This is a genomic window from Pseudomonas sp. zfem002 (assembly GCF_032621685.1).
Taxonomy (GTDB): Bacteria; Pseudomonadota; Gammaproteobacteria; order Pseudomonadales; family Pseudomonadaceae; genus Aquipseudomonas; species Aquipseudomonas japonica.
Genome location: NZ_JAVYJH010000020.1, coordinates 104,485 through 128,799, shown reverse-complemented (window position 1 = coordinate 128,799; position 24,315 = coordinate 104,485). Strand labels below are relative to the sequence as shown.

The 24,315-nt window shown below is 63.8% G+C and carries 22 protein-coding genes; 9 read left to right on the top strand and 13 right to left on the bottom strand.

Annotation, left to right across the window (positions count from 1 at the left end; translation table 11 throughout):
* Nucleotides 1-94: 94 nt before the first annotated feature.
* From lpxD to rpsB, 11 genes are all read right to left on the bottom strand, one after another.
* Nucleotides 95-1,150, bottom strand: a complete 1,056-nt coding sequence (gene lpxD, locus RTI28_RS21470; protein WP_316922297.1) for a UDP-3-O-(3-hydroxymyristoyl)glucosamine N-acyltransferase — start codon at nucleotides 1,148-1,150, stop codon at nucleotides 95-97.
* 1 nt (nucleotide 1,151) lies between these two features.
* Nucleotides 1,152-1,655, bottom strand: coding sequence for an OmpH family outer membrane protein (locus RTI28_RS21465; RefSeq protein ID WP_042121919.1), 504 nt, complete (start codon nucleotides 1,653-1,655; stop codon nucleotides 1,152-1,154).
* Between the two features lie 45 nt (nucleotides 1,656-1,700).
* The gene (gene bamA / locus RTI28_RS21460) at nucleotides 1,701-4,055 is read right to left on the bottom strand and encodes an outer membrane protein assembly factor BamA (protein ID WP_316922296.1); all 2,355 of its coding nucleotides are present in this window, start codon (nucleotides 4,053-4,055) and stop codon (nucleotides 1,701-1,703) included.
* Nucleotides 4,056-4,130: 75 nt separating this feature from the next.
* The gene (gene rseP / locus RTI28_RS21455) at nucleotides 4,131-5,483 is read right to left on the bottom strand and encodes an RIP metalloprotease RseP (RefSeq protein ID WP_316922295.1); all 1,353 of its coding nucleotides are present in this window, start codon (nucleotides 5,481-5,483) and stop codon (nucleotides 4,131-4,133) included.
* Nucleotides 5,484-5,514: 31 nt separating this feature from the next.
* Nucleotides 5,515-6,705 carry a 1-deoxy-D-xylulose-5-phosphate reductoisomerase gene (gene ispC / locus RTI28_RS21450; RefSeq protein ID WP_316922294.1) on the bottom strand — a complete coding sequence of 397 codons (1,191 nt, stop codon included), beginning with the start codon at nucleotides 6,703-6,705 and terminating at the stop codon, nucleotides 5,515-5,517.
* Nucleotides 6,702-7,517, bottom strand: coding sequence for a phosphatidate cytidylyltransferase (locus RTI28_RS21445; RefSeq protein WP_316922293.1), 816 nt, complete (start codon nucleotides 7,515-7,517; stop codon nucleotides 6,702-6,704). Before RTI28_RS21445 ends, ispC begins: the two co-directional genes overlap by 4 nt.
* The gene (uppS, locus tag RTI28_RS21440) at nucleotides 7,517-8,272 is read right to left on the bottom strand and encodes a polyprenyl diphosphate synthase (protein ID WP_316922292.1); all 756 of its coding nucleotides are present in this window, start codon (nucleotides 8,270-8,272) and stop codon (nucleotides 7,517-7,519) included. Before uppS ends, RTI28_RS21445 begins: the two co-directional genes overlap by 1 nt.
* A gap of 16 nt (nucleotides 8,273-8,288) precedes the next feature.
* Nucleotides 8,289-8,846, bottom strand: a complete 558-nt coding sequence (gene frr, locus RTI28_RS21435; protein WP_316922291.1) for a ribosome recycling factor — start codon at nucleotides 8,844-8,846, stop codon at nucleotides 8,289-8,291.
* Nucleotides 8,843-9,586, bottom strand: a complete 744-nt coding sequence (pyrH, locus tag RTI28_RS21430; RefSeq protein WP_042121927.1) for a UMP kinase — start codon at nucleotides 9,584-9,586, stop codon at nucleotides 8,843-8,845. The genes frr and pyrH overlap by 4 nt, the downstream gene beginning before the upstream one ends.
* A 195-nt stretch (nucleotides 9,587-9,781) precedes the next feature.
* On the bottom strand, nucleotides 9,782-10,648 hold the full coding sequence (gene tsf, locus RTI28_RS21425; protein WP_042121928.1) for a translation elongation factor Ts: 867 nt from the start codon (nucleotides 10,646-10,648) through the stop codon (nucleotides 9,782-9,784).
* A 186-nt stretch (nucleotides 10,649-10,834) separates the two neighbouring features.
* Complete coding sequence (rpsB, locus tag RTI28_RS21420) at nucleotides 10,835-11,566, bottom strand: 30S ribosomal protein S2 (protein ID WP_009395267.1); 732 nt, start codon at nucleotides 11,564-11,566, stop codon at nucleotides 10,835-10,837.
* 340 nt (nucleotides 11,567-11,906) lie between these two features.
* Here rpsB and map point away from each other — a divergent pair, with 340 nt between their 5' ends.
* From map to RTI28_RS21400, 4 genes are all read left to right on the top strand, one after another.
* Nucleotides 11,907-12,689: a type I methionyl aminopeptidase gene (gene map / locus RTI28_RS21415; protein WP_316922290.1), complete on the top strand. Its 783-nt coding sequence runs from the start codon at nucleotides 11,907-11,909 to the stop codon at nucleotides 12,687-12,689.
* A 17-nt stretch (nucleotides 12,690-12,706) separates the two neighbouring features.
* On the top strand, nucleotides 12,707-15,409 hold the full coding sequence (locus tag RTI28_RS21410) for a [protein-PII] uridylyltransferase (protein WP_316922289.1): 2,703 nt from the start codon (nucleotides 12,707-12,709) through the stop codon (nucleotides 15,407-15,409).
* A 23-nt stretch (nucleotides 15,410-15,432) separates the two neighbouring features.
* On the top strand, nucleotides 15,433-16,629 hold the full coding sequence (dapC, locus tag RTI28_RS21405) for a succinyldiaminopimelate transaminase (protein WP_316922288.1): 1,197 nt from the start codon (nucleotides 15,433-15,435) through the stop codon (nucleotides 16,627-16,629).
* 182 nt (nucleotides 16,630-16,811) lie between these two features.
* Nucleotides 16,812-17,465, top strand: coding sequence for an EF-hand domain-containing protein (locus RTI28_RS21400; RefSeq protein WP_316922287.1), 654 nt, complete (start codon nucleotides 16,812-16,814; stop codon nucleotides 17,463-17,465).
* Between the two features lie 23 nt (nucleotides 17,466-17,488).
* Here RTI28_RS21400 and RTI28_RS21395 read toward each other — a convergent pair whose 3' ends face one another.
* Nucleotides 17,489-19,135, bottom strand: coding sequence for a Na+/H+ antiporter (locus tag RTI28_RS21395; RefSeq protein ID WP_316922286.1), 1,647 nt, complete (start codon nucleotides 19,133-19,135; stop codon nucleotides 17,489-17,491).
* Between the two features lie 247 nt (nucleotides 19,136-19,382).
* Between RTI28_RS21395 and pncA the strand changes: the two genes are divergently transcribed.
* From pncA to RTI28_RS21370, 5 genes are all read left to right on the top strand, one after another.
* Nucleotides 19,383-20,033, top strand: coding sequence for a bifunctional nicotinamidase/pyrazinamidase (pncA, locus tag RTI28_RS21390; protein WP_316922285.1), 651 nt, complete (start codon nucleotides 19,383-19,385; stop codon nucleotides 20,031-20,033).
* A gap of 130 nt (nucleotides 20,034-20,163) precedes the next feature.
* The gene (locus RTI28_RS21385) at nucleotides 20,164-20,511 is read left to right on the top strand and encodes an ArsC family reductase (protein ID WP_316922284.1); all 348 of its coding nucleotides are present in this window, start codon (nucleotides 20,164-20,166) and stop codon (nucleotides 20,509-20,511) included.
* 39 nt (nucleotides 20,512-20,550) lie between these two features.
* Nucleotides 20,551-21,585, top strand: a complete 1,035-nt coding sequence (gene dapD / locus RTI28_RS21380; protein WP_316922283.1) for a 2,3,4,5-tetrahydropyridine-2,6-dicarboxylate N-succinyltransferase — start codon at nucleotides 20,551-20,553, stop codon at nucleotides 21,583-21,585.
* Between the two features lie 54 nt (nucleotides 21,586-21,639).
* Nucleotides 21,640-22,845, top strand: a complete 1,206-nt coding sequence (locus RTI28_RS21375) for a cysteine desulfurase (protein WP_316922282.1) — start codon at nucleotides 21,640-21,642, stop codon at nucleotides 22,843-22,845.
* Entirely contained in the window at nucleotides 22,842-23,252 is a 411-nt protein-coding gene (locus RTI28_RS21370) for a SufE family protein (protein WP_316922281.1), read from the top strand. Before RTI28_RS21375 ends, RTI28_RS21370 begins: the two co-directional genes overlap by 4 nt.
* On the opposite strand, the gene tcdA is transcribed toward RTI28_RS21370, so the two are convergent.
* Nucleotides 23,231-24,055, bottom strand: coding sequence for a tRNA cyclic N6-threonylcarbamoyladenosine(37) synthase TcdA (gene tcdA, locus RTI28_RS21365; protein ID WP_316922280.1), 825 nt, complete (start codon nucleotides 24,053-24,055; stop codon nucleotides 23,231-23,233). The genes RTI28_RS21370 and tcdA overlap by 22 nt on opposite strands.
* Nucleotides 24,056-24,315: the final 260 nt, after the last annotated feature.

The window sequence follows — 24,315 nt, the reverse complement described above, 5'->3', positions numbered from 1 at the left end:
GTAAAGATAGGGAGCATGCGCCTGGCGCCATGCACCTTTTGCAAATCAAGAACGCCAACCGGCAATCGCGCCGCGCCCTGATCAGGAAAGGGTATCAGCCATCAGATGATGGCTGGCCGCCTGAGGTCACGGTTTCGACACGCTTTTCCAGTTGTTGAAGACGCTTGGCGATTTCATCCAGTTGGCGAATCCGCGCCGCGCTCTTGCGCCAGTCACCCAGGGTCTGCATTGCCGTGCCGGAGGAATAACCGCCAGGCTCGGTGATGGAGCGGGTGACCATGGTCATGCCGGAAACGAAAACGTTATCGCAGACATCGATGTGACCGACCATGCCGACACCGCCGGCAATGGTGCAGTGCTTGCCGATTCGGGTACTTCCCGAGATGCCGACACAGGCTGCCATCGCCGTGTGGTCACCTACCTGCACGTTGTGGGCGATCTGGATCTGGTTGTCGAGCTTGACGCCATCACCGATGCGGGTGTCAGCCAGTGCGCCACGGTCGATGGCGGTATTCACACCGATCTCGACATCGTCACCGATGCTGACGCCACCGATCTGGGCAATCTTCTGCCAGACACCCTTTTCATTGGCGAAACCGAAACCTTCGCCACCCAGCACGGCGCCGGACTGTATCACCACACGCTTGCCGATGCGCACGTCGTGATACAGGGTTACCCGGGGAGCCAGCCAGCCGCCCTCGCCGATCACGCTGCGAGCACCGATGAAGCAATGCGCGCCGACCGTGACATTGGCGCCGATCACCGCACCGCTCTCGATGACCGCGAACGCACCGACACTGGCGCTGGCATCGACCTGGGCGTCCACCGCCACCACGGCGCTGGGATGAATTCCCGCCACAGCCTTTGGTTTGGGGTCGAACAGGTGGGAGATGCGCGCATACGCCAGGTAAGGATCGGGCACGATCAACGCATTGCCGGCAAAGCCCTCGGCATCGCTGGTGCGCAGCAGCACCGCGCTGGCGTGGGTATCAGCCAGGTACTTGCGGTACTGGGTATTGGCCAGGAAGCTCAACTGGCCGGAGCCAGCTTCCTGCAGGGTCGCGAGACCAGTGATTTCGAGCTCTTCGGGGCCTTGCAGCGTGGCCCCGAGGAACTCGGCCAACTGGCCGAGTTTCATGGTCGCCGTCATATCAACGGGACTGGTTCATGCGCTCGATGACCTGGCGGGTGATGTCGTACTGAGGTTTGACATCGATGACCGCGCCACGCTCGAGAACCAGGTCGAAACCGCCTTTCTTGATGACTTCCTCGACGGCGCCATCCAGCTTCGGCTTCAGTTGCTTGAGCATGTCACGGTCCGCCACGGCCTTGGCTTCGTTCAGCTCCTTGGACTGGAACTGGAAGTCACGGGCTTTCTGCTTGAATTCAAGTTCCAGGCGCTCGCGCTCGCCTTGCGGCATCTTGTCACCGCCCTTGACCAGGCGATCCTGGATGCCCTTGGCGCTGCTTTCCAGGTTTTTCAGCTTGGTCAGTTGCGGACCGAATTTCTTCTCTGCATCGACCGCGTAAGCCTTGGCCGCGTCGGATTCCAGCAGCGCCATCTGATAGTTCAGAACGGCAATTTTCATTTCGGCAAACGCCGGGGTCGCGACCAGGGCCGCGGCCAGTACCGCCAGTTGAGTCAACTTACGCACGATGCACTCCTACAGAATCCGTTGTCGTTTACGTGGACCAGACCCTTAGAAGGTCTGACCCAGAGAGAATTGGAACACCTGGGTGTCGGCGTCGTCCGGTTTCTTCACCGGCATCGCCAGACTGAAGCTCAACGGACCCAGCGCGGTAATCCAGGTCACGCCCAGGCCGACGGAACTGGCCAGGCCGGAAAGACCGAATTTCTCGCAATCGGGCTTGGAGCCGCAATTGGTGTCGTAGACATTACCCACATCCCAGAATACCGAGGTGCGCAGGGAACGCTGGTCTTTGACGAACGGCAGCGGGAACAGCAGCTCCACGCCGCCCTGCACGAGGACGTTGCCACCGAACGGCAGCGGATCCTGATCCGGGTCGGTCGCGGTGCCGCGCTGGGCGTTGGCCTTGCTTGGCGTACTGCGCGGGCCAAGGCTGCTGTCCTTGAAGCCGCGAACCGAGTTGAAACCACCAGCATAGTAGTTTTCATAGAACGGCAGGCCCGAGGTGGAACCGTAACCGTCACCAAAGCCCAGCTCGGTGTGCAGGCGCAAGGTGTAGTCGTTGGTGATCGGCTTGAACATCTGGCCACGGTAGTCGAGCTTGAAGAACGACAGGTCGCTGCCCGGGGTAGTCGCTTCCAGGGTCAGGCTTTGCGAATGACCACGGGTGGCCAGCACGCCCTTGTTCAGGGTCGACTCGGACCAGCCGGCCGACGCCTTGAAGTTCAGGAAGCTGTCGTCGCCTTCCTTCTCGAGGAAGTCAAAGATCTCGTCGACTGTGTAGCGACCGGTCTTGATCTTGTCCTGCTGCACGCTCAGGCCGAAGGTCAGACGGGAAGTCTCGCTGATCGGGTAGCCGACGTTGACCCCGGCACCCAGGCTGTCCACCGCGTAGCTGGCGACATCGACGTCGAGGTCGTCGTAGTCGGTGGTGCGGTAGAAGGCGTTGTAACCCAGGCTGACGCCATCGGCGGTCCAGTAGGGGTCAACGAAGCCGAAGTTGTATCGGCTCTGGTATTCGGAACGGGTCAGGCCGATGGAGACCTTGTTACCGGTACCGAGGAAGTTGTTCTGGCTGATCGAACCACCGAGGATCAGACCGGCGCTCTGGGCGAAGCCGACGCTGGCGGTGATCGAGCCGGAAGCCTGCTCTTCCACGGTGTAGTTGACGTCGACCTGGTCGTCGGTGCCCGGAACGGCCGGGGTCTCGACGTTGGCTTCCTTGAAGAAGCCCAGACGCTCCAGACGGGTCTTGGACTGGTCGATCAGGTAGGTCGAGGCCCAGCCACCTTCCATCTGACGCATCTCGCGACGCAGCACTTCGTCCTCGGACTTGGTGTTGCCACGGAAGTTGATGCGGTTGACGTAGGCGCGCTTGCCCGGATCGACGACGAAGGTGATGTCGACGGTATGGTCTTCGTCGTGCGGCTGGGGCACGCCGTTGACGTTGGCGAAGGTATAGCCTTCGTTACCCAGGCGGCGGGTGATCAGCTCGGAGGTCGTGGTCATCACCTTGCGCGAGAAGACCTGGCCTGGCTGGGCCAGCAGCAGGGCCTTGACCTGCTCTTCCGGGACCTTCAGGTCACCGGACAGCTTCACGTCGCGAACGGTGTACTTCTCGCCTTCGTTGATGTTGACGGTGATGTAGACGTGCTTCTTGTCCGGGGTGATCGACACCTGGGTGGAGGCGATGTCCATGTTGATGTAGCCGCGATCCAGGTAGTAGGAGCGCAGGCGCTCAAGGTCACCGGAGAGTTTTTCGCGGGCGTACTTGTCGTCGTTCTTGAAGAAGGACAGCCAGTTGGTGGTCTTCAGTTCGAACAGGCTGGACAGGTCTTCGTCGGAGAACACGGTGTTGCCCACGACGTTGATGTGCTGGATCGCGGCGACCGTGCCTTCGTTGATCTTGATCTTCAGGCCGACGCGGTTGCGCGGCTGCGGTACCACTTCGGCGTCTACCTCGGCCGAATAGCGGCCCTGGGCGACGTACTGGCGTTGCAGTTCGTTACGCACGCCTTCAAGGGTAGCGCGCTGGAAGATTTCGCCTTCGGCCAGGCCGGATTGCTTCAGGCCCTTCATCAGGTCTTCGGTGCTGATCGCCTTGTTGCCTTCGATCTCGATGCTGGAGACCGACGGACGCTCGACGACGTTGATGATCAGGACATTGCCGTCGCGGCTCAGCTGGATGTCCTGGAAGAACCCGGTCTTGAACAGGGAACGGGTCGACTCCACCAGACGACTGTCGTCGGCCTGGTCGCCGACGTTCAATGGCAAGGCGCCGAAAACGCTGCCCGCGGAAACCCGCTGCAGACCGTTGACTCGAATATCGGAGATGGTGAAGGACTCGGCGTGAACTTCAGCGATCATCAGTGCGGCGAGAGCCGCAGTTAGCAGCAGACGTTTCATGAAGTCCTTTCTTATTCCAACTGGCAATAAACGACCTGCCGCAAGGACGCGGCAGGTTCGCAATTGAACGAAGCGTTACAGTCGACCCAAATCGTTGATCAGGGCGAGCAACATCACCCCGACTACCAAACTGATACCGATCTGGATCCCCCAACCTTGCACCTGATCGGATAGCGGACGGCCACGCACCCACTCGATCAGATAAAACAGCAAATGCCCCCCATCCAGAACGGGGATGGGCAGCAAGTTAAGAACCCCAAGGCTAATGCTCAGATAGGCAAGGAAATTCAGGAAATCCCCGAGGCCGGACTGGGCTGAAGCGCCCGCCACTTTAGCAATGGTTATCGGTCCGCTCAAGTTTTTTACCGAGAGCTCGCCGAAGAGCATTTTCTTCAGCGAATCGAGGGTCAGGACGCTCATGTTCCAGGTACGGGAAAGGCCCTCGCCCACCGCTTCGAGCGGTCCGTAACTGACTTCGCGGAGCATCTGCGGCGGCCATTCCGGCTGCGCCACGCCGGCACCGAGGTAACCGGCGGCGGCCTTGCCTTCGCCACGAGTGGCGAGGGTGACCGGCAGGTCGATGCGCGCACCGTCGCGTTCGACGACCAACACCACGCGGCTGCCGGCACGACTGCGCACGTTGTCCACGACCTGCTGCCAGTCGGTCAGCACCTGGCCATCGAGGCTCAGCAGGCGATCGCCGGTCTTCAGGCCGGCGGCCTGCGCCGGTCCTTTCGGATCCAGCTCGGCCAGCACCGGTGCCAGCGCTGGGCGCCACGGGCGAATCCCCAGGGAACTGATCGGGTCCGGCTCGTCGGCGCCCTTGAGCCAGCTGTCGAGGGCCACGGTGCGAATGCTCTCGGCAGCGGCGCCTTCTTCGCGCACCCCGACCTGCAACGCACCGCTCTCACCCAGGCGGCGCACCAGTTGCAGGTTGACCGCGGCCCAGCCGTTGGTCGCCTGGCCATCGATGGAAACGATTTCCTGCCCCGCGCTCAGCCCGGCGACGGCAGCCAGGCTGCCCGGCTCGACATTGCCGATGACCGGCCGTACCTGCTGGCTGCCCAGCATGGCGAGAATCCAGAAGAACAGGATGGCGAGGAGAAAGTTGGCGATCGGCCCGGCCGCGGTGATGGCAATGCGCTGGCGAACCGTCTTGCGATTGAACGATTGCTCGGCCAACGCCGGCGGGACATCGGCCTCGCGCTCGTCGAGCATCTTGACGTAACCACCCAGGGGAATGGCGGCGATGACAAATTCCGTGCCCTGGCGGTCATGCCAGCGAAACAGCGGCATGCCGAAGCCCACGGAAAAACGCAACACCTTGACGCCGCAACGCCGGGCTACCCAGAAGTGCCCGAATTCGTGAAAGGTAACCAGAACACCCAGGGCGACCAGGGTGCCGATAATCATGTAGAGCGCGCTCATGTCTTTCTCCGAATAACGTTCAGCAGGACCCCTAACGCCCGTGACGGGTCAGCCACTCTCCCGCCAGTTCCCGGGCCCGCTGGTCGGCGGCGAATACCGCATCGAGCGAGTCCACCGCAACCACCGGCTCCCGCTCCAGTACCTGTCCGATCATACTCGCGATCTCCGGGAAGCGGATGCGCCGCTGAAGAAAGGCTTCCACCGCAACTTCGTTGGCGGCGTTGAGCACCGCCGGGGCACTGTTGCCCGCCTCGGCGGCCTCGCGCGCCAGGCGCAGGCAAGGGAAACGCTGTTCGTCCGGGGCCTGGAAATCCAGGCGGGCGATGGCGAACAGGTCCAATGGTGCCACTCCGGAATCGATGCGCTCGGGCCAGGCCAGGGCGTTGGCGATTGGCGTGCGCATGTCCGGGTTGCCCAACTGGGCCAATACCGAGCCGTCCACATAGTCGACCAGCGAGTGAATCACACTTTGCGGATGGACCACCACCTCGATCCGGGACGGCGGCGCGTCGAACAGCCAGCAGGCCTCGATCAGTTCGAGGCCCTTGTTCATCATGCTCGCCGAGTCGACGGAAATCTTCCGCCCCATGGACCAGTTGGGGTGGGCACAGGCTTGCTCGGGCGTCACCTGCGCCAGTTCGGCGGCCGGCGTCTGACGGAACGGGCCACCGGAGGCCGTGAGCAGAATCCGACGCACCCCGACCTGAGTCAGGCCACGCGCGTAATCGCCGGGCAGGCACTGGAAGATTGCGTTGTGTTCGCTGTCGATGGGCAACAGCACTGCGTTGTTGCGCCGTACTGCCTCCATGAACAGGGCACCGGACATCACCAGCGCTTCCTTGTTGGCCAGCAGGACCTTCTTGCCCGCCTCCACCGCCGCCAGGGTCGGACGCAGGCCCGCCGCACCGACGATGGCCGCCATCACCGCATCGACCTGGGGATCGGCAGCGACCGCGCACAACCCCCGCTCACCGACCAGCACTTCGGTGCGCGAGCCGGCGGCATCGAGCCCGGCGCGCAGGGTGGCGGCGCTGGCCTCGTTCGGCACGACGGCGAACACCGGTGCATGCTTCAGGCACAGCGCCAGCAGCTCGTCGAGCCTCGAGTAGCCGGTCAGGGCAAAGGTTTCGTAACGATCGGGATGGCGGGCGATGACGTCCAGCGTGCTCAGGCCGATCGAGCCGGTGGCCCCGAGCACGGTAATACGCTGAACACGACTCACAGGACGCCCCAGTCGGCCGCCCAGAGCAGCACGGCGAACAGCGGAATGGCCGCGGTCAGGCTGTCGATCCGGTCAAGGACACCGCCATGGCCTGGCAGCAGGTTGCTGCTGTCCTTGATACCGGAGCGGCGCTTGAACATGCTTTCGGTCAGGTCGCCGACCACCGAGCCCATCACCACCAGGGCCGCGCCGAACAGGCCGAGGATCAGTTCACCGATGCTCCAGTGCCGGGTCAGGCCGACCGCGAGGGTAATCACCAGGCTCAGCGCCAGACCACCGTAGACCCCTTCCCAGCTTTTGCCAGGACTGACCTGCGGCGCCAGCTTGCGCTTGCCGAAGGCACGCCCGGAGAAGTAGGCGCCGATATCGGCCCCCCACACCAGCACCATGACCGCGAGAATCAGCCAGTTGCCCATGGCCCAGTGCTTGAGCAGCACCAACCCTTGCCAGGCCGGCAACAGTATCAGGGCGCCGATCAGCAGGCGGCAGGCGGCACTGGCCCACAGCTCGCTGCTGCGTGGGTAGGTCATCACCAGCCAGGTCGCGACGCCCCACCACAGGACCGCGGCGCCGAGCACCCAGGGTGCCAGCTCCGGGAGCAGGTAGAGCAACATCAACAACCCGGCGATGACGGCGGCGTAGGCCACGCGCAGCGCCTGGGCCACCAGACCGGCAAGGCGCGCCCATTCCCAGGCGCCAAGGGTGACCACCAGGCCGATGAACAGGGCGAACTGCGCCCCGTCGAGCAGGAAGAATCCGCCCAGAGCGATCGGCAGCAGAATCAGCGCGGTAATGATGCGTTGCTTGAGCATTAAGCACGGGCTCCAGCTTCGACCTGCTCGCTGGTTTTACCGAAGCGGCGCTGGCGCGAAGCGAAATCGGCCAACGCATTGCGCATGGCCTCGTGTTTGAAGTCCGGCCAGTAGAGGTCGGAGAAGTACAGCTCGGCGTAGGCCAACTGCCACAACAGGAAATTGCTGATGCGGTGCTCGCCCCCGGTACGGATGCACAGGTCCGGCAGCGGCAGGTCGCCAGTGGCCAGACAGGTCTGCAACAGATCGGGCGTGATGTCTTCCGGCCGCAGATGGCCAGCCTGTACCTCGCGCGCCAGGCGCTGGGCGGCCTGGGCGATATCCCACTGACCGCCGTAGTTGGCGGCGATCTGCAGGATGAAACGGTTGTTGCCGGCGGTCAGCGCTTCGGCTTCGCGCATGGCGGCCTGCAGTTCCGGGTGAAAGCGCGAGCGATCGCCGATGATCCGCAGACTGATGTTGTTCTCGTTGAGGCGCCTGGCCTCCCGGCGCAGGGCCGAGAAGAACAGCTCCATCAACGCCCCGACCTCATCGGCCGGGCGTTGCCAGTTCTCGCTGGAGAAGGCGAACAGGGTCAGCACCTCGACCTTGGCCTCGGCGCAGACCTCGATGACAGCCCGCACCGCGTCCACACCGGCCTTGTGCCCGGCGACGCCGGGCAACAGGCGCTTCTTCGCCCAGCGATTATTTCCGTCCATGATGATCGCGACATGACGCGGCACCGAGGACGGCACACCCTGCTTGCTCTTTTCCATTGAAAAAACCCCGACCTTAAACGGCCATCAGGTCCTTTTCCTTCGCTTCCAGAGCCTTGTCGACTTCGCCGACGAACTTGTCGGTGAGCTTCTGCAGCTCGTCAGCGGCGCGACGTTCTTCGTCCTCGCTGATTTCCTTGTCCTTGGACAGCTTCTTCAGATCGGCCAGGGCATCGCGACGCACGTTGCGCACGGCGACCTTGGCATCCTCGGCAACGCCGCGCGCCTGCTTGGTGTAGCCCTTGCGGGTTTCCTCGGTCAGGGCCGGCATCGGCACGCGGATGGTGGTACCGGCGCTGCTCGGGTTCAGACCCAGGTCCGAGGTCAGGATGGCCTTCTCGATGGCGGCGCTCAGGTTCTTGTCGTGAGCGACGATCTTCAGGGTGCGGGCGTCCTCGACGCTGATCGCGGCGACCTGGTTCAGCGGCATCTCGCTACCCCAGGCAGTCACCTTGACGCTGTCGAGGATGCTTGGGTGGGCACGACCGGTGCGGATCGCGGCCAGGTTGCGACCCAGCGCCTCGATGGATTTGCTCATGCGGTCCTGAGCGTCTTTCTTGATATCGTTGATCATTCTTCGCCTTCCTCGATCAGAGTTCCTTCAGCGCCGCCCACTACGATGTTCAGCAAGGCGCCAGGCTTGTTCATGTTGAATACCCGCAATGGCATCTTGTGGTCACGGCACAGGCAGATTGCGGTCAGGTCCATCACACCCAGTTTGCGGTCGAGTACTTCGTCGTACGTCAGACGATCGAATTTCTCGGCATGCGGATCCTTGAACGGATCGGCAGTGTACACGCCGTCGACCTTGGTTGCCTTCAGCACGACGTCAGCATCGATTTCAATCGCACGCAGACAGGCGGCCGAGTCGGTGGTGAAGAACGGGTTTCCGGTACCGGCAGCGAAGATCACCACGTCGCCGGAGTTGAGGTGGCGGATACCCTTGCGGCGATCATAGTGATCGGTGACGCCGACCATGGAAATGGCCGACATGACGATGGCCGGGATGTTCGAGCGCTCCAGCGCGTCGCGCATGGCCAGAGCGTTCATCACGGTCGCCAGCATCCCCATGTGGTCACCGGTGACGCGATCCATGCCGGCCGCGCTCAGGGCCGCACCACGGAACAGGTTGCCACCACCGATCACCAGGCCAACCTGGACGCCGATACCGACCAGTTGCCCTACTTCCAGGGCCATGCGGTCCAGCACCTTCGGGTCGATCCCGAAGTCTTCCGAGCCCATCAGGGCCTCGCCGCTAAGTTTGAGCAAAATGCGTTTATAGCGAGGCTGACGACCACTCACCTGCTGAGCCATTGCGAATCTCTCCTGCGGCGTTTGTATAAATTCCGGGCGGACTGTTTTCAGTCTGCGCCAACTGTAGCTTGGCACCCACGGGGCGCCAGAGCACAAGCGAATCTCGGCTTTTGGCACAAAAAGCGCCTGCGCTTTGACAAAGAGGCTGCGCGCGTGAGCGGGCAGCCTCTTTGGGGCGACAGATGTGAATCCGTCTTATTGCTTCTGGGCAGCAGCCACTTGAGCAGCAACTTCGGCAGCGAAGTCGTCTTCTTTCTTCTCGATGCCTTCGCCTACTTCGTAACGAACGAAGGAAACGACTTCGGCGCCGGCTTTCTTGGCCAGTTCACCGACCTTGACTTCCGGATCCATGATGAACGCTTGCTCGACCAGGCTGGCTTCGGACAGGAACTTGGCGATACGGCCCTTGACCATGTTCTCGACGATGTTCTCTGGCTTGCCGGCGATCTTTTCGGCGTTCAGTTGCAGGAAGATTTCTTTTTCCTTGGCAACCAGTTCCTCGGAAACGTCTTCCGGACGAACGACAGCAGGGTTGCTGGCCGCTACGTGCATGGCGATCTGCTTGGCCAGCTCAGGGTTGCCGCCTTTCAGGACAACCAGGACACCGATGCGGTGGCCGTGCAGGTAGGAACCGATCACGTCGCCTTCGACAGCCGACAGACGACGGATGTTGACGTTCTCGCCGCACTTGGCGACCAGGGCTTCACGAGCGGATTCGCGGGAAGCGATCAGCGGCGCGGCGTCGGTCAGGTTCTGCTCGAACGCTTCGTTCAGGCTGTCCTTGACGAAGCCTTTGAAGTCGTCCTGCAGAGCCAGGAAGTCGGTCTGCGAGTTGACTTCGATGATCAGGCCGCGATTGCCTTCGGCGCGAACGGCGATCGAACCTTCGGCGGCGATGTTGCCAGCCTTCTTGGCAGCCTTGATGGCGCCCGAGGCACGCATGTCGTCAATGGCTTTTTCGATATCGCCACCAGCGGCTACCAGTGCCTTCTTGCACTCCATCATGCCCTGGCCGGTACGCTCACGCAGTTCTTTTACCAGCGCTGCAGTAATTTCTGCCATTTCAAAATCCTCTTGGATAGGTTTTCAACCATTCCACCCGCTGTTCACGGGGGTTCAATTCTGGAAATCAACTGCCTGTCTGTGTGCGGCGCGTCGATGATGCGGGCACTTGGCGACAGGAGGATTTCAAGGTGGCAAAAAGGGGGCCTAGCCCCCTTTTTGCGTGCCAATCGACGCTAGCGTCGCTTACTCGGCAGCTGGCGCTTCTTCAGCGTAAACTTCGGTGCCGCCGGCTACGTTGTTGCGACCACGGATGACGGCGTCAGCCATCGAACCCATGTACAGCTGGATGGCGCGGATGGCGTCATCGTTACCTGGGATGACGTAGTCAACGCCTTCCGGGCTGCTGTTGGTATCGACAACACCGATGACCGGGATGCCCAGCTTGTTGGCTTCGGTGATAGCGATGCGCTCGTGCTCGACGTCGATCACGAACAGGGCATCAGGCAGGCCGCCCATGTCCTTGATACCACCCAGGCTGCGATCCAGTTTTTCCAGATCACGGGAGCGCATCAGGGCTTCTTTCTTGGTCAGCTTGGCGAAGGTACCGTCTTCAGCCTGGGTTTCCAGCTCGCGCAGACGCTTGATCGAAGCACGGATGGTCTTGTAGTTGGTCAGCATGCCGCCCAACCAGCGGTGGTCGACGTATGGCGAACCGCAACGTGCTGCTTCTTCAGCGACGATCTTGCCAGCGGAACGCTTGGTGCCGACGAACAGGATCTTGTTCTTGCCCTGGGCCAGACGCTCTACGAAGGTCAGAGCCTCGTTGAACATTGGCAGGGTTTTTTCCAGGTTGATGATGTGAATCTTGTTGCGCGCGCCGAAAATGAACTTGCCCATTTTCGGGTTCCAGTAACGGGTCTGGTGGCCGAAGTGCACACCGGCCTTCAGCATATCGCGCATGTTGACTTGGGACATGATAGTTCCTTGATAAGTCGGGTTGGGCCTCCACGTATCCCAATGACCAACCCGCGATCCGTGGATCGGGGCACCCAGGTCACCGTGTCGATACGTGTGTGGGTTAGAGCTTTCGGGGCCATCCCCGGAAAGCGGCGCATTTTATACCACACTCGGATGACGAACGAAACCCGAAATACCAATGCCCTTGAGGGCTTTTGCACCCCGGGCACAATCGCGCCAGAATGCCAGCATCCATGAAGGCAGCAGTCGCCGTGCGAGGCCCTGAAGCGGCGCTCGCTCTGCTAGAATCGCGCCTTTCCCGTTCGCCCGCGCCCCTGGGCGCCGTAGAGAGCCTGCAATGACCGTCACCATCAAAACCGCCGAAGACATCGAAAAGATGCGCATCGCCGGCCGCCTTGCCGCCGAAGTCCTGGAAATGATCGAAGAGCACGTCAAGCCAGGCGTGACCACCGAGGAGCTGGATCGCATTTGCCACGACTACATCGTCAATGTTCAGCAGGCCATCCCCGCGCCGCTCAACTACAAGGGCTTCCCCAAGTCGATCTGCACCTCGATCAACCATGTGGTGTGCCACGGCATCCCCAATGAAAAGCCGCTCAAGGCCGGTGACACGCTGAACATCGACGTCACCGTGATCAAGGACGGCTACCACGGCGACACCAGCCGCATGTTCCACGTCGGTGGCGTGCCGGTCTGGGCCGAGCGGCTGTCCCAGGTCACCCAGGAATGCCTGTACAAGGCCATCGAACTGGTCAAGCCGGGCTGCCGCCTGGGCGACATCGGCGAAGTGATCCAGAAACACGCGGAAAAGAATGGTTTCTCGGTGGTTCGCGAATTCTGCGGCCACGGCATCGGCAAGGTGTTCCACGAAGAGCCGCAGATCCTCCACTACGGCCGCGCCGGCACCGGCATGGAACTGAAGGAAGGCATGACCTTCACCATCGAACCGATGATCAACCAGGGCAAGGCCGATACCAAGGTGCTGGGCGATGGCTGGACCGCCATCACCAAGGACCGCAAGCTCTCGGCCCAGTGGGAACACACCCTGGTGGTCACCGCGACCGGTTACGAGATCTTCACCCTGCGCAAAGACGACACCATCCCCCGTACTTCAGCCTGACCAGACAGGACGATTCGATGCCCCAGGTGGATCCCGAGCTGTTCGATCGCGGCCAGTTCCAGGCGGAACTGGCCCTCAAGTCAAGCCCCATCGCGGCGTTCAAGAAGGCCATCCGCCGTGCTGGCGAGGTGCTTGACCAGCGTTTTCGCGAGGGCCGCGACATCCGCCGGCTGATCGAGGACCGCGCCTGGTTCGTCGACAACGTCCTGCAGCAGGCCTGGAAGCAGTTCGACTGGAGCGACGAAGCCGACATCGCCCTGGTCGCGGTGGGCGGCTACGGCCGCGGCGAACTGCATCCATACTCCGACATCGATCTGCTGATCCTGCTGGACAGCGCCGATCACGAGGTTTTCCGCGATTCGATCGAGCGTTTTCTCACCCTGCTGTGGGACATTGGCCTGGAAGTAGGCCAGAGCGTGCGCTCGGTGGACGAATGCGCCGAACAGGCCCGCGCCGACCTGACGGTGATCACCAACCTGATGGAAAGCCGCACCGTCGCCGGCCCCGAGCACCTGCGCCAGCGCATGCTGGACGTGACCAGCACCGCGCACATGTGGCCGAGCAAGGAGTTCTTCCTGGCCAAGCGCGCCGAGCAGAAGGCCCGCCACCACAAGTACAACGACACCGAGTACAACCTCGAGCCGAACGTCAAGGGCTCTCCCGGTGGCCTGCGCGACATCCAGACGGTGCTCTGGGTGGCTCGTCGCCAGTACGGCACCCTGAACCTGCATGCCCTGGCCGGCGAAGGCTTCCTCATCGAAAGCGAGAACAAGCTGCTGGCCTCGTCCCAGGAGTTCCTCTGGAAGGTGCGCTACGCCCTGCACATGCTCGCCGGACGCGCCGAGGACCGCCTGCTGTTCGACCACCAGCGCAGCATCGCCGCGCTGCTCGGCTTCACCGATGACAACCCCAAGCGCGCCATCGAGCAGTTCATGCAGCAGTACTATCGGGTGGTGATGAGCATCGCCGAGCTCAGCGACCTGATCATCCAGCACTTCGAGGAAGTCATCCTCAGCGAGGACAACAGCAGCAACACCCAGCCGCTGAACCCGCGCTTCCAGCTCCACGACGGCTATATCGAGGCGGTGCGGCCGAACGTGTTCAAGCGCACGCCGTTCGCCATGCTGGAAATCTTCGTGCTGATGGCCCAGCACCCGGAAATCAAGGGTGTGCGCGCCGACACCATTCGCCTGCTGCGCGAAAACCGCCACCTGATCGACGACGATTTCCGCAACGACATCCGCAACACCAGCCTGTTCATCGAGCTGTTCAAGTGCGAAATCGGCATCCACCGCAACCTGCGGCGGATGAACCGCTACGGCATCCTCGGCCGCTACCTGCCGGAATTCGGCCTGATCGTCGGGCAGATGCAGCACGACCTGTTCCACATCTATACGGTGGACGCGCACACCCTGAACCTGATCAAGCACCTGCGCAAACTGCAGTACACGCCGGTGTCCGAGAAGTTTCCACTGGCCAGCAAGCTCATGGGTCGCCTGCCCAAGCCCGAGCTCATCTACCTCGCCGGCCTCTACCACGACATCGGCAAGGGCCGCCACGGCGACCATTCCGAGATCGGCGCGGTGGACGCCGAGGCGTTCTGCGCTCGCCATCAACTGCCGGCCTGGGACAGCCGCCTGATCGTCTGGCTGGTGCAGAACCACCTGGTGATGTCCACCACCGCGCAGCGCAAGGACCTCTCCGACCCGCAGGTGATCCACGACTTCGCCCAGATGGTCGGCGACCAGGTGCACCTGGACTACCTCTACGTGCTGACCGTGGCCGATATCAACGCCACCAACCCCAGCCTGTGGAACTCCTGGCGCGCCAGCCTGCTGCGCCAGCTCTACACCGAGACCAAGCGCGCGCTGCGCCGCGGCCTGGAAAACCCGCTGGACCGCGAGGAGCAGATCCGCCAGACCCAGAGCGCCGCCCTGGACATCCTCGTGCGCGAGGGCAACGACCAGGACGACGTCGAGCAACTGTGGTCGCAGTTGGGCGACGACTACTTCCTCCGGCATACCGCCGCGGACGTGGCCTGGCACTCCGACGCGATCCTCCAGCAGCCCGCCGGCAGCGGCCCGCTGGTGCTGATCAAGGAAACCACCCAGCGCGAATTCGAGGGCGGCACGCAGATCTTCATCTACGCCCCGGACCAGCACGACTTCTTCGCCGTGACCGTGGCGGCCATGGACCAGCTCAACCTGAACATCCATGACGCGCGGATCATCACCTCGAGCAGCCAGTTCACCCTCGACACCTACATCGTGCTCGACAACGACGGCGGCTCGATCGGCGACAACCCGCAACGGGTCAAGCAGATCCGCGACGGCCTGACCGACGCCCTGCGCAATCCGGACGACTACCCGAGCATCATCCATCGGCGGGTGCCGCGACAGCTGAAGCACTTCAACTTCGCGCCGCAGGTCACCATCCTCAACGACGCCCAGCGCCCGGTGACCATCCTCGAACTGATCGCCCCCGACCGCCCTGGCCTGCTGGCGCGGATCGGCAAGATCTTCCTGGACTTCGACCTGTCGTTGCAGAACGCCAAGATCGCCACCCTCGGCGAGCGCGTGGAAGACGTGTTCTTCATCACCGACGCCGACAACCAGCCGCTTTCCGACCCCCAACTGTGCAGCCGCCTGCAGGATGCCATCGTCGAACAGTTGCGGATCGACCAGGCCAGCGGAATCGAATCCTTTCGCCTGACCATTTAATGCCTTGACGAGACTTCGCGCCGATGAACAACGCTTTGAACCAGCTTCAGCCCTACCCGTTCGAGAAACTCCGCGCCCTGCTGGGCGGCGTCACGCCGGCGGCGGACAAGCGCGCCATCGCGCTGTCGATCGGTGAGCCGAAGCACACCTCGCCGGCTTTCGTGGCCAAGGCCCTGGCCGACAACCTCGACCAGATGGCGGTCTATCCGACCACCCTCGGCCTGCCGGCCCTGCGCCAGTCCATTGCCCACTGGTGCGAGCGACGTTTCGGCGTGCCCGCCGGCTGGCTCGATGCCGCCCGTCACGTGCTGCCGGTCAATGGCACCCGCGAGGCGCTGTTCTCCTTCACCCAGGCAGTGGTCACGCGCAGCGACGAGGGCCTGATCGTCAGCCCGAACCCGTTCTACCAGATCTACGAAGGCGCGGCCCTGCTGGCCGGGGCCAAGCCGCACTACCTCGCGTGCCTGGACAGCAACGGCTTCAACCCGGACTTCGACGCAGTGCCGGCGGACGTCTGGCAGCGCTGCCAGATCCTCTTCCTGTGCTCCCCGGGCAACCCCACCGGTGCGCTGGTGCCGCTGGAAACCCTGAAGAAGCTGATCGCCCTGGCCGACCAGTACGACTTCGTCATCGCCGCCGACGAGTGCTACAGCGAGCTGTACTTCGACGAGCAGAGCCCGCCGCCGGGCCTGCTGAGCGCCTGCGCCGAGCTGGGCCGCAGCGACTTCAAGCGCTGCGTGGTGTTCCACAGCCTGTCCAAGCGCTCCAACCTGCCGGGCCTGCGTTCCGGCTTCGTCGCCGGCGACGCAGAGATCCTCAAGGGTTTCCTGCTCTACCGCACCTACCACGGCTGCGCCATGCCGGTGCAGACCCAGCTGGCCAGCATCGCCGCGTGGAACGACGAAGCCCATGTGCGCGACAACCGCGACCTGTACCGCGAGAAGTTCGACGCCGTGCTGGAAATCCTCGCCCCGGTGCTGGACGTGCGCAAACCGGACGGCGGCTTCTACCTGTGGGCCAAGGTGCCGGGCAATGACGATGCCGCGTTCTGCCGCGACCTGTTCGAACAACAGCATGTGACCGTGGTGCCGGGTTCGTACCTGTCCCGCGAGGTCGACGGCATCAATCCGGGCGCCGGCCGGGTGCGCATGGCGCTGGTCGCGCCGCTGGCCGAATGCGTCGAAGCAGCGAAGCGGATCCGGGCATTCATCGAGGGCTGATCCGCCCATCGCGTTGTCGTGCCCGACCTCGGCGCGACAACGCCGGCCCTCCTGCCCTGCCGTAGCCCTGATCCCGCCGTCGCGCAACTGATATTTCTGTCAGTTGCGCCCGTTCGCCCCTCGCCGAACACTACCTTCGCGACAGCCTTGCCGAGGCTGGCAAACCCTTCGAAGGTGGCGATATGGAAGCTACACTCCAGGCGGTCATGGCGATCATGGGCACGGACGCCAAGAATCCCCTCCTCAGCGGTGTCGACAGGATCAGCACCTACCTGCTCAGCGAAACGCTGATTTCACAGGGCTACAGCAAGGACTCGGTGTACAACCTGCTTCATCTGATGGACAAGAGCAGGAACAGCTTCATCGAACGCGCCGAGCTGCCCGACCTGCTCGTCATCCGGAAGAAACTGGACAACTGGGATAGCGACAGGAACGGCAAGGTCACCTGCGCCGAGTTCATCGCCGCGCTGAGCAAGGACATGCAACTGACGGCCTCGCAACGCAAGATGTACGAACTGGCCTTCAAGGAGCTCGATGCCGACAACGATGGCCAGTTGTCTCAGCTCGAAGCCTTCGATGGCCTGGAAGTGGGCAGGGCCGGCTCGAAGACCCTGAGCGACGAGCAACTGCAGCGGATTCTCGGCGAACTGGGGCAAAAGGACCTGAACAACGACGGCAAGGTCAGCGTCAAAGAGTTCAGCGAGGTCATCGGCCCGTACCTGACCAAGGAAGATCTGCAGGCGTTGCTCAAGAAGATCAACCTCAATGGCGATAGCGAAATCACCTTCGTCGAGTACCTCAAGGACTATTACCTGGACTGGATCTCCGGCAACTGAAGCGGTCGTCGACCATGGCCGCCTTACTTCACCTGCCCCAGATTGGCCTCGCTCAGGTCCAGCTCGCCCAGCACCTTGCGCACCACGTCGTCACCGACTTCGTGACGCCGATGCAGCCGGTACAGTTCCAGGCGCTGCGCCCGCAACGCGCGCAGGCGCAAGCGGCGCTCCAGCTGGTCCATCTGCTCGGCCAGGGCGCGGGCCTCGGCGCTGTCGTTGTAGGCGTCGAGCTGCTGACGGTATTCGGCCATCAGTCGCGCCTTGAGTTCGGCGGCCAGCGCCGCCTGGGACGCATCCTGCGCGGCACCCGGCTCGGCGGTTTCCTCCGCTTCGAGGGCATGGATCGCCGCCTCGGCGGTGCGTCGCCAGGCGTCGTCGGCCTCCTGCTGCAAGGCATCGTCGGGACTCTTCTGTACCCCGCGCAGCAACAGCGGCAAGGCGATGCACGCCGCCACCAGCGACAACAGGATCACCCCGGCGGCAATGAAGATCAGCAGGTCACGCTCGGGAAACGCCTTGCCCGCGCCCATCAGCAAGGGCACCGACATCACACCGGCCAGGGTCACCGCACCACGCACGCCGCCCAGGGTCAGCAGCCAGCAGGAGCGCGCATTGGGCAGCAGCACCAGGTCGCGCTTGCCACGCCAGCGCCGGAGCGCGCCGATCAGGCGCCAGATGCTCTGCACCCAGACATAACGCAGCAATACCAGCACGACGAAGATCGCCACCACGTCCAGGCAGCGCCAGGCCAGGGTCGGCCAGAGCGAGGCCTCGTGACTGGTCACGGCCTTGATGATGTCAGGCAGTTGCAGGCCCAGCAGGAGGAAGATCAGGCCGTTGAAGGCGAACTCCAGCAACGACCACACGCTGCGGTTGAGCAGGCGGGTGCTGGTCTGCCGCGGCAGCAGGTCGAGCCAGCTCTGCATCATCCCCGCCGCCACCGCCGAGAGGATGCCGGAAGCCCCCAGTCGCTCGGCCAGCACGTAGGCGGCGAACGGCAGCAGCAGCATGAACACCACATGGGTCGCCGGGTCGTCCCAGCCACGGGCGATCATCCAGGCCCGCAGGCGCCCCACCAACCAGCTCAGGGCGACGCCGATGGCCAGGCCGCCGACCGCCACCAGGACGAAGGTCAGGCTGGCCTCGGTCAGCGAGAACACCCCGGTGATGGCCGCAGCCAGGGCGAACTTGAAGGTCACCAGGCCGGACGCATCGTTCATCAGGGCCTCGCCCTGGAGCATGTGCATCAGCGGGGTCGGCAGGCGGTCCTGGGTGATGGCGGAAACCGCCACGGCGTCGGTGGGCGACAGCACCGCGGCGAGGGCGAAGGCCACCGGCAGCGGAATGCTCGGGATGATCCAGTGAATGAAGTAACCGGCACCGACCACGGTGAACAGCACCAGGCCCACGGCAAGGGTCAGGATCGGCCCGCGCAGGCGCCAGAATTCGCGCTTGGGCATACGCCAGCCATCGGAAAACAGCAGCGGCGGGAGAAACAGGAAGAGGAACAGTTCCGGATCGAGCGCCACATGCAGGCCGAGGGTCGGCCAGGCCAGCAGCGCGCCGGCGGCGATCTGCACCAGCGGCAAGGGCAACGGCACCATACGCCCGACCAGTTTGGAGACACTGACCAGCATCAGCAGAATGAGGACGGTATAGGCTGACTGCATGCGGCGTGTTTCCTGTTCGATCCGATAACGTTGCGGACGCGCTGGACACCGGCGCGCCGTTTGACACATATAGTAACGAGCTGTCCCCCGAACGGGCCGCTGCACGAAGGTCGCAGGTTGCCGGGGAATGTGTAACACCATGCTACGCATCAGAGTGACAGAGTAGATTCGATGTCAGATTGGGGCCGCTGCGCGCCCGTTCGCGACGCGGCCGCAAAATACCGCTGAACACCAGGAAGGCCCCACCATGAGCACAGCACCGAACAACGATAGCCCCGATCGCGCCCTGCTCGTGATCGACATCCAGAACGACTTCACCCCCGGCGGCGCCCTGGAAGTGCCTCGCGGCGACGAAATCGTGCCGCTGGTCAACCAGATCGCCCAAGGCTTTCGCAATGTCGTCCAGGCTCAGGACTGGCACCCCGCCGGGCATATCTCCTTCGCCTCCAGCCACCCTGGCAAGGAACCCTACGACGTCATCGAATTGCCCTACGGTCCGCAGGTGCTGTGGCCGGATCACTGCATCCAGGGCAGCCACGGCGCGCAGTTCCACCCCGAACTGGACATCCCGCATACCCAGTTGATCGTGCGCAAGGGCGGCAACCCGGCGGTGGACAGCTATTCGGCCTTCTACGAAGCCGACCAGCAGACCACCACCGGACTGGCAGGCTATCTGCGGGAAAAGGCCATCAGCACGGTCTACGTGGTGGGCCTGGCCCTGGACTTCTGCGTGGCCTGGACCGCCCTCCATGCCTGCCAGGAAGGCTTCGTCACCTATGTGGTGCTGGATGCCTGCCGGGCCATCGACAACGACGGCTCGCTGGAACGGGCCATGGCCGACATGAGCGCTGCCGGCGTGATTTTCATCGAATCGCGGCAATTGCTCGCCCGCGCCTGAAAACTCGTCGGTCAGAAGCCGGCGCCGCAGCCGTGGCGCCGTGCCGATTGATGCCGCATAATCCCGCCCACCCCAATTTCCAGGAGTTGCGGGGGTCGCCCCGGGAGTGCCCGGCGCCCCTTGAAGTTCAATGGCTTACATTCTCTACGGCATCAAAGCCTGTGACACGATGAAAAAGGCGCGTACCTGGCTCGAGGAACAGGCCATCGGCTACGACTTCCACGACTACAAGACCCAGGGCATCGACCGTGACAGCCTGAACCGCTGGTGCGCCGAGCACGGCTGGGAAAAGATCCTGAACCGTGCCGGCACCACCTTCCGCAAGCTCGATGACGCGCAGAAAGCCGATCTCGACCAGGCCCGGGCCGTGGAGCTGATGCTCGCCCAACCGTCGATGATCAAGCGCCCGGTCCTCGACCTCGGCGGCAAGACCCTGGTGGGTTTCAAACCGGACCTGTACGCGGCCGCCCTGCAGTGAGCCGCCCGCTTTCAATCCATTTCAGTACGAGGTAACCGCATGTCCAATTCCCTGTTCAGCCTGGCCTTCGGTGTCGGCACCCAGAACCGCCAGGGCGCCTGGCTGGAAGTCTTCTACGCCCAGCCACTGCTCAACCCGAGCGCCGAGCTGGTCGCGGCCATCACTCCGCTGCTGGGTTATGCCGGTGGCAACCAGGCCATCGCCTTCAGCAACGCCCAGGCTGCACAACTGGCCGAAGCGGTGAAAGCCGTCGATGCGCAACAAGCCGCCCTGCTGACCCGCCTGGCGGAAAGCAGCAAGCCGCTGGTCGCCACCCTGCTGGCCGAAGACGCCGCCCTGAGCTCGACGCCGGAAGCCTACCTGAAGCTGCACCTGCTCTCGCACCGCCTGGTCAAGCCGCACGGCCTGAGCCTGGCCGGGATCTTCCCGCTGCTGCCGAACGTCGCCTGGACCAGCCAGGGCGCCGTCGACCTCGCCGAACTGGCCGAAGCGCAGCTGGAAGCGCGCCTGAAGGGCGAGCTGCTGGAAGTGTTCTCGGTGGACAAGTTCCCGAAGATGACCGACTACGTCGTGCCGAGCGGCGTGCGTGTCGCCGACAGCGCACGGGTACGCCTGGGCGCCTACATCGGCGAAGGCACCACCATCATGCACGAGGGCTTCGTCAACTTTAACGCCGGTACCGAAGGCCCGGGCATGATCGAAGGCCGCGTCTCCGCGGGCGTCTTCGTCGGCAAGGGTTCGGACCTGGGCGGCGGCTGCTCGACCATGGGCACCCTGTCCGGCGGCGGCAACATCGTGATCAAGGTCGGCGAAGGCTGCCTGATCGGCGCCAACGCCGGTATCGGCATCCCGCTGGGCGACCGCAACACCGTGGAAGCCGGCCTGTACATCACCGCCGGCACCAAGGTGCAACTGCTCGACGAGCAGAACCAACTGGTGAAAGTGGTCAAGGCCCGCGACCTGGCCGGCCAGACCGACCTGCTGTTCCGCCGCAACTCGGTGACCGGCGCGGTGGAGTGCAAGACCCACAAGTCGGCCATCGAGCTGAACGAAGCGCTGCATGCCCACAACTAAGTGGTACGATCGGGTCTGGCCTTTCGCCAGACCCGATATCCAGGCCCGAAGATCATGTTCCAACCCTCTCCCTGGCGCGCGGACTTTCCCGCCATCGCCGCCCTGCAACGCCAGCACCAGACCTATCTGGACAGCGCGGCAACCACCCAGAAACCCCAGGCCTTGCTGGACGCCCTGAGCCATTACTACGGCCATGGCGCGGCCAACGTGCACCGTGCCCAGCACCTGCCGGGCGCCCTGGCGACCCAGGCCTTCGAAGCCAGTCGCGACAAGGTCGCCGCCTGGCTGAATGCCGGCGGCAGCGGGCAGATCGTGTTCACCCACGGCGCCACTTCGGCGCTGAATCTGCTGGCCTATGGCCTTGAACAGCGTTTCGAGGCGGGCGAGGAAATCGCCGTCAGCGCCCTCGAACACCATGCCAACCTGCTGCCCTGGCAACAGCTGGCGCAGCGCCGCGGCCTGAGACTGGTGATCCTGCCACTGGCAGAGAACGGCCAGATCGACCTCGACGCCGCGCTGCAGCTGATCGGCCCGCGCACCCGGGTCCTGGCAGTCAGCCAGTTGTCCAACGTGCTCGGCACCTGGCAACCACTGCAGGCGCTGATCGATCACGCCCGCGCCCAGGGCGCGTTGACCGTGGTCGATGGCGCCCAGGGCATCGTCCACGGCCGCCACGACGTCAGCCAGCTGGGCTGCGACTTCTATGTGTTCTCCAGCCATAAGCTCTACGGTCCCGACGGCCTCGGCGTGCTCTACGGTCGCAACGAGGCCCTGGCCCTGCTGCGCCACTGGCAGTTCGGCGGCGAGATGGTGCAACTGGCCGGCTACCAGCAATCCAGCTTCCGCCCCGCGCCGCTGGGTTTCGAGGCCGGTACGCCAGCCATCGCCAGCGTGATCGGCCTCGGCGCGACCCTGGACTACCTGGCCAGCCTCGACGCCAATGCCGTGATCGCCCACGAAACTGCGCTGCACCAGTATCTGCTGCGTGGTCTCGGCGACCGCGAGGGCCTGCGCATCCTCGCCGCACCCCAGGCGGCCCTGGCCAGCTTCGTGGTCGACGGCGTGCACAATGCCGACCTCTCGCACCTGCTCACCGAACAGGGCATCGCGGTACGTGCCGGTCATCACTGCGCCATGCCGCTGGTCAACAGCCTCGGTCTGGACGGTGCGATCCGCGTGTCGCTGGCGCTGTACAACGATTCGGACGACCTGCAGCGTTTCTTCGATGCACTGGACCAGGCCCTGGAGCTGCTGCGATGAGCCTGCCCAACGACGCCCGGGAAGCCCTCGATACCTTCACCGCCGCCTCCGGCTGGGAACAGCGCGCGCGCCTGCTGATGCAATGGGGCGAGCGCCTGGCGCCGCTGACGGACGCGGAAAAGTCGGACGACAACCGTGTCCACGGTTGCGAGAGCAAGGTCTGGCTGGTGGCGCAGCAGGAGGCAGGCTGCTGGCGTTTCGCTGCGGCCAGCGATGCCCGGCTGATCCGCGGCCTGCTGGCGCTGCTGCTGGTACGGGTCGACGGCCTGTCCAGCGCCGAATTGCGGCAACTGGACCTGCCCGGCTGGTTCGATCAGCTGGGCTTGAGCCGGCAGCTCTCGCCGTCGCGCAGCAACGGCCTGAACGCCGTGCTGCAACGCATGGCTCAGCTCGCCGCGGGCGGCTGAGCGGCCTTGCGTTCGGCCGGGCGACGCGCGCCGGCCACCAGCTTGTCCACCGCCCGGCTCGCGGCCACCATGCCGAAGGTGGCCGTGACCATCATCACCGCGCCGAAGCCACCGGCGCAGTCCAGCTTGACCCCCTCGCCGACGAAGCTCTTGCTCAGGCACACCCCGCCATCCTCGCCCGGATAACGCAGTTGCTCGGTGGAAAACACCACCGGCACGCCATAACTGCGGCTGGTGTTGCGCGAGAAGTTGTAGTCGCGGCGCAGGGTCGAGCGCACCCGCGAGGCCAGCGGGTCGTTGTAGGTGCGGTTGAGGTCGGCGACCTGGATCTGCGTCGGGTCGATCTGCCCGCCGGCGCCGCCGGTGCTGATGATGGTGATCTTGCGCCGCTTGCACCAGGCGATCAGCGCGGCCTTGGCCATCACGCTGTCGATGCAGTCGATCACGCAGTCGAGGTGTTCGCCGATGTACTCGGCCATGGTCTCGCGGGTGACGAAGTCCGCCACCGCGTGCACGGTGCAGGCCGGATTGATCGCGCGCAGGCGCTCGGCCATCACCTCGACCTTGGCCCGCCCGACATTGCCTTCCAGCGCGTGGGCCTGGCGGTTGGTGTTGCTCACGCAGACATCGTCCAGGTCGAACAGCGAGATCTCGCCGACGCCACTGCGCGCCAACGCTTCCGCCGCCCACGAGCCGACGCCGCCGATGCCGACCACCGCCACATGGGCCGCGCCCAGGCGCTGCAGGCCGTCGACGCCGTACAGCCGGGCAATGCCGGCGAACCGTGGATCTTCAGTACTCATGCCGCACACCCCGCAAAAAACCGGCGCGCATTATAGGCCCCCGCGCGGGCAATGACAGCCCGCCAGGGATGTCTTCGGACGGCCCGCGCATTGGTCAGGATGATGGCAAAGCTGCTTTAATGTCCGGCGAAGTGTCCTACGCTGCAAAAAGTCTTGGACGACATATAACGGTCTTCAGAACTTCGTCACCTGAAGAAAATCCAATGGCTGTCTGGTCAACCTTCCTACAAGAACTGCACCGACATCCCCTGGATCCGCGC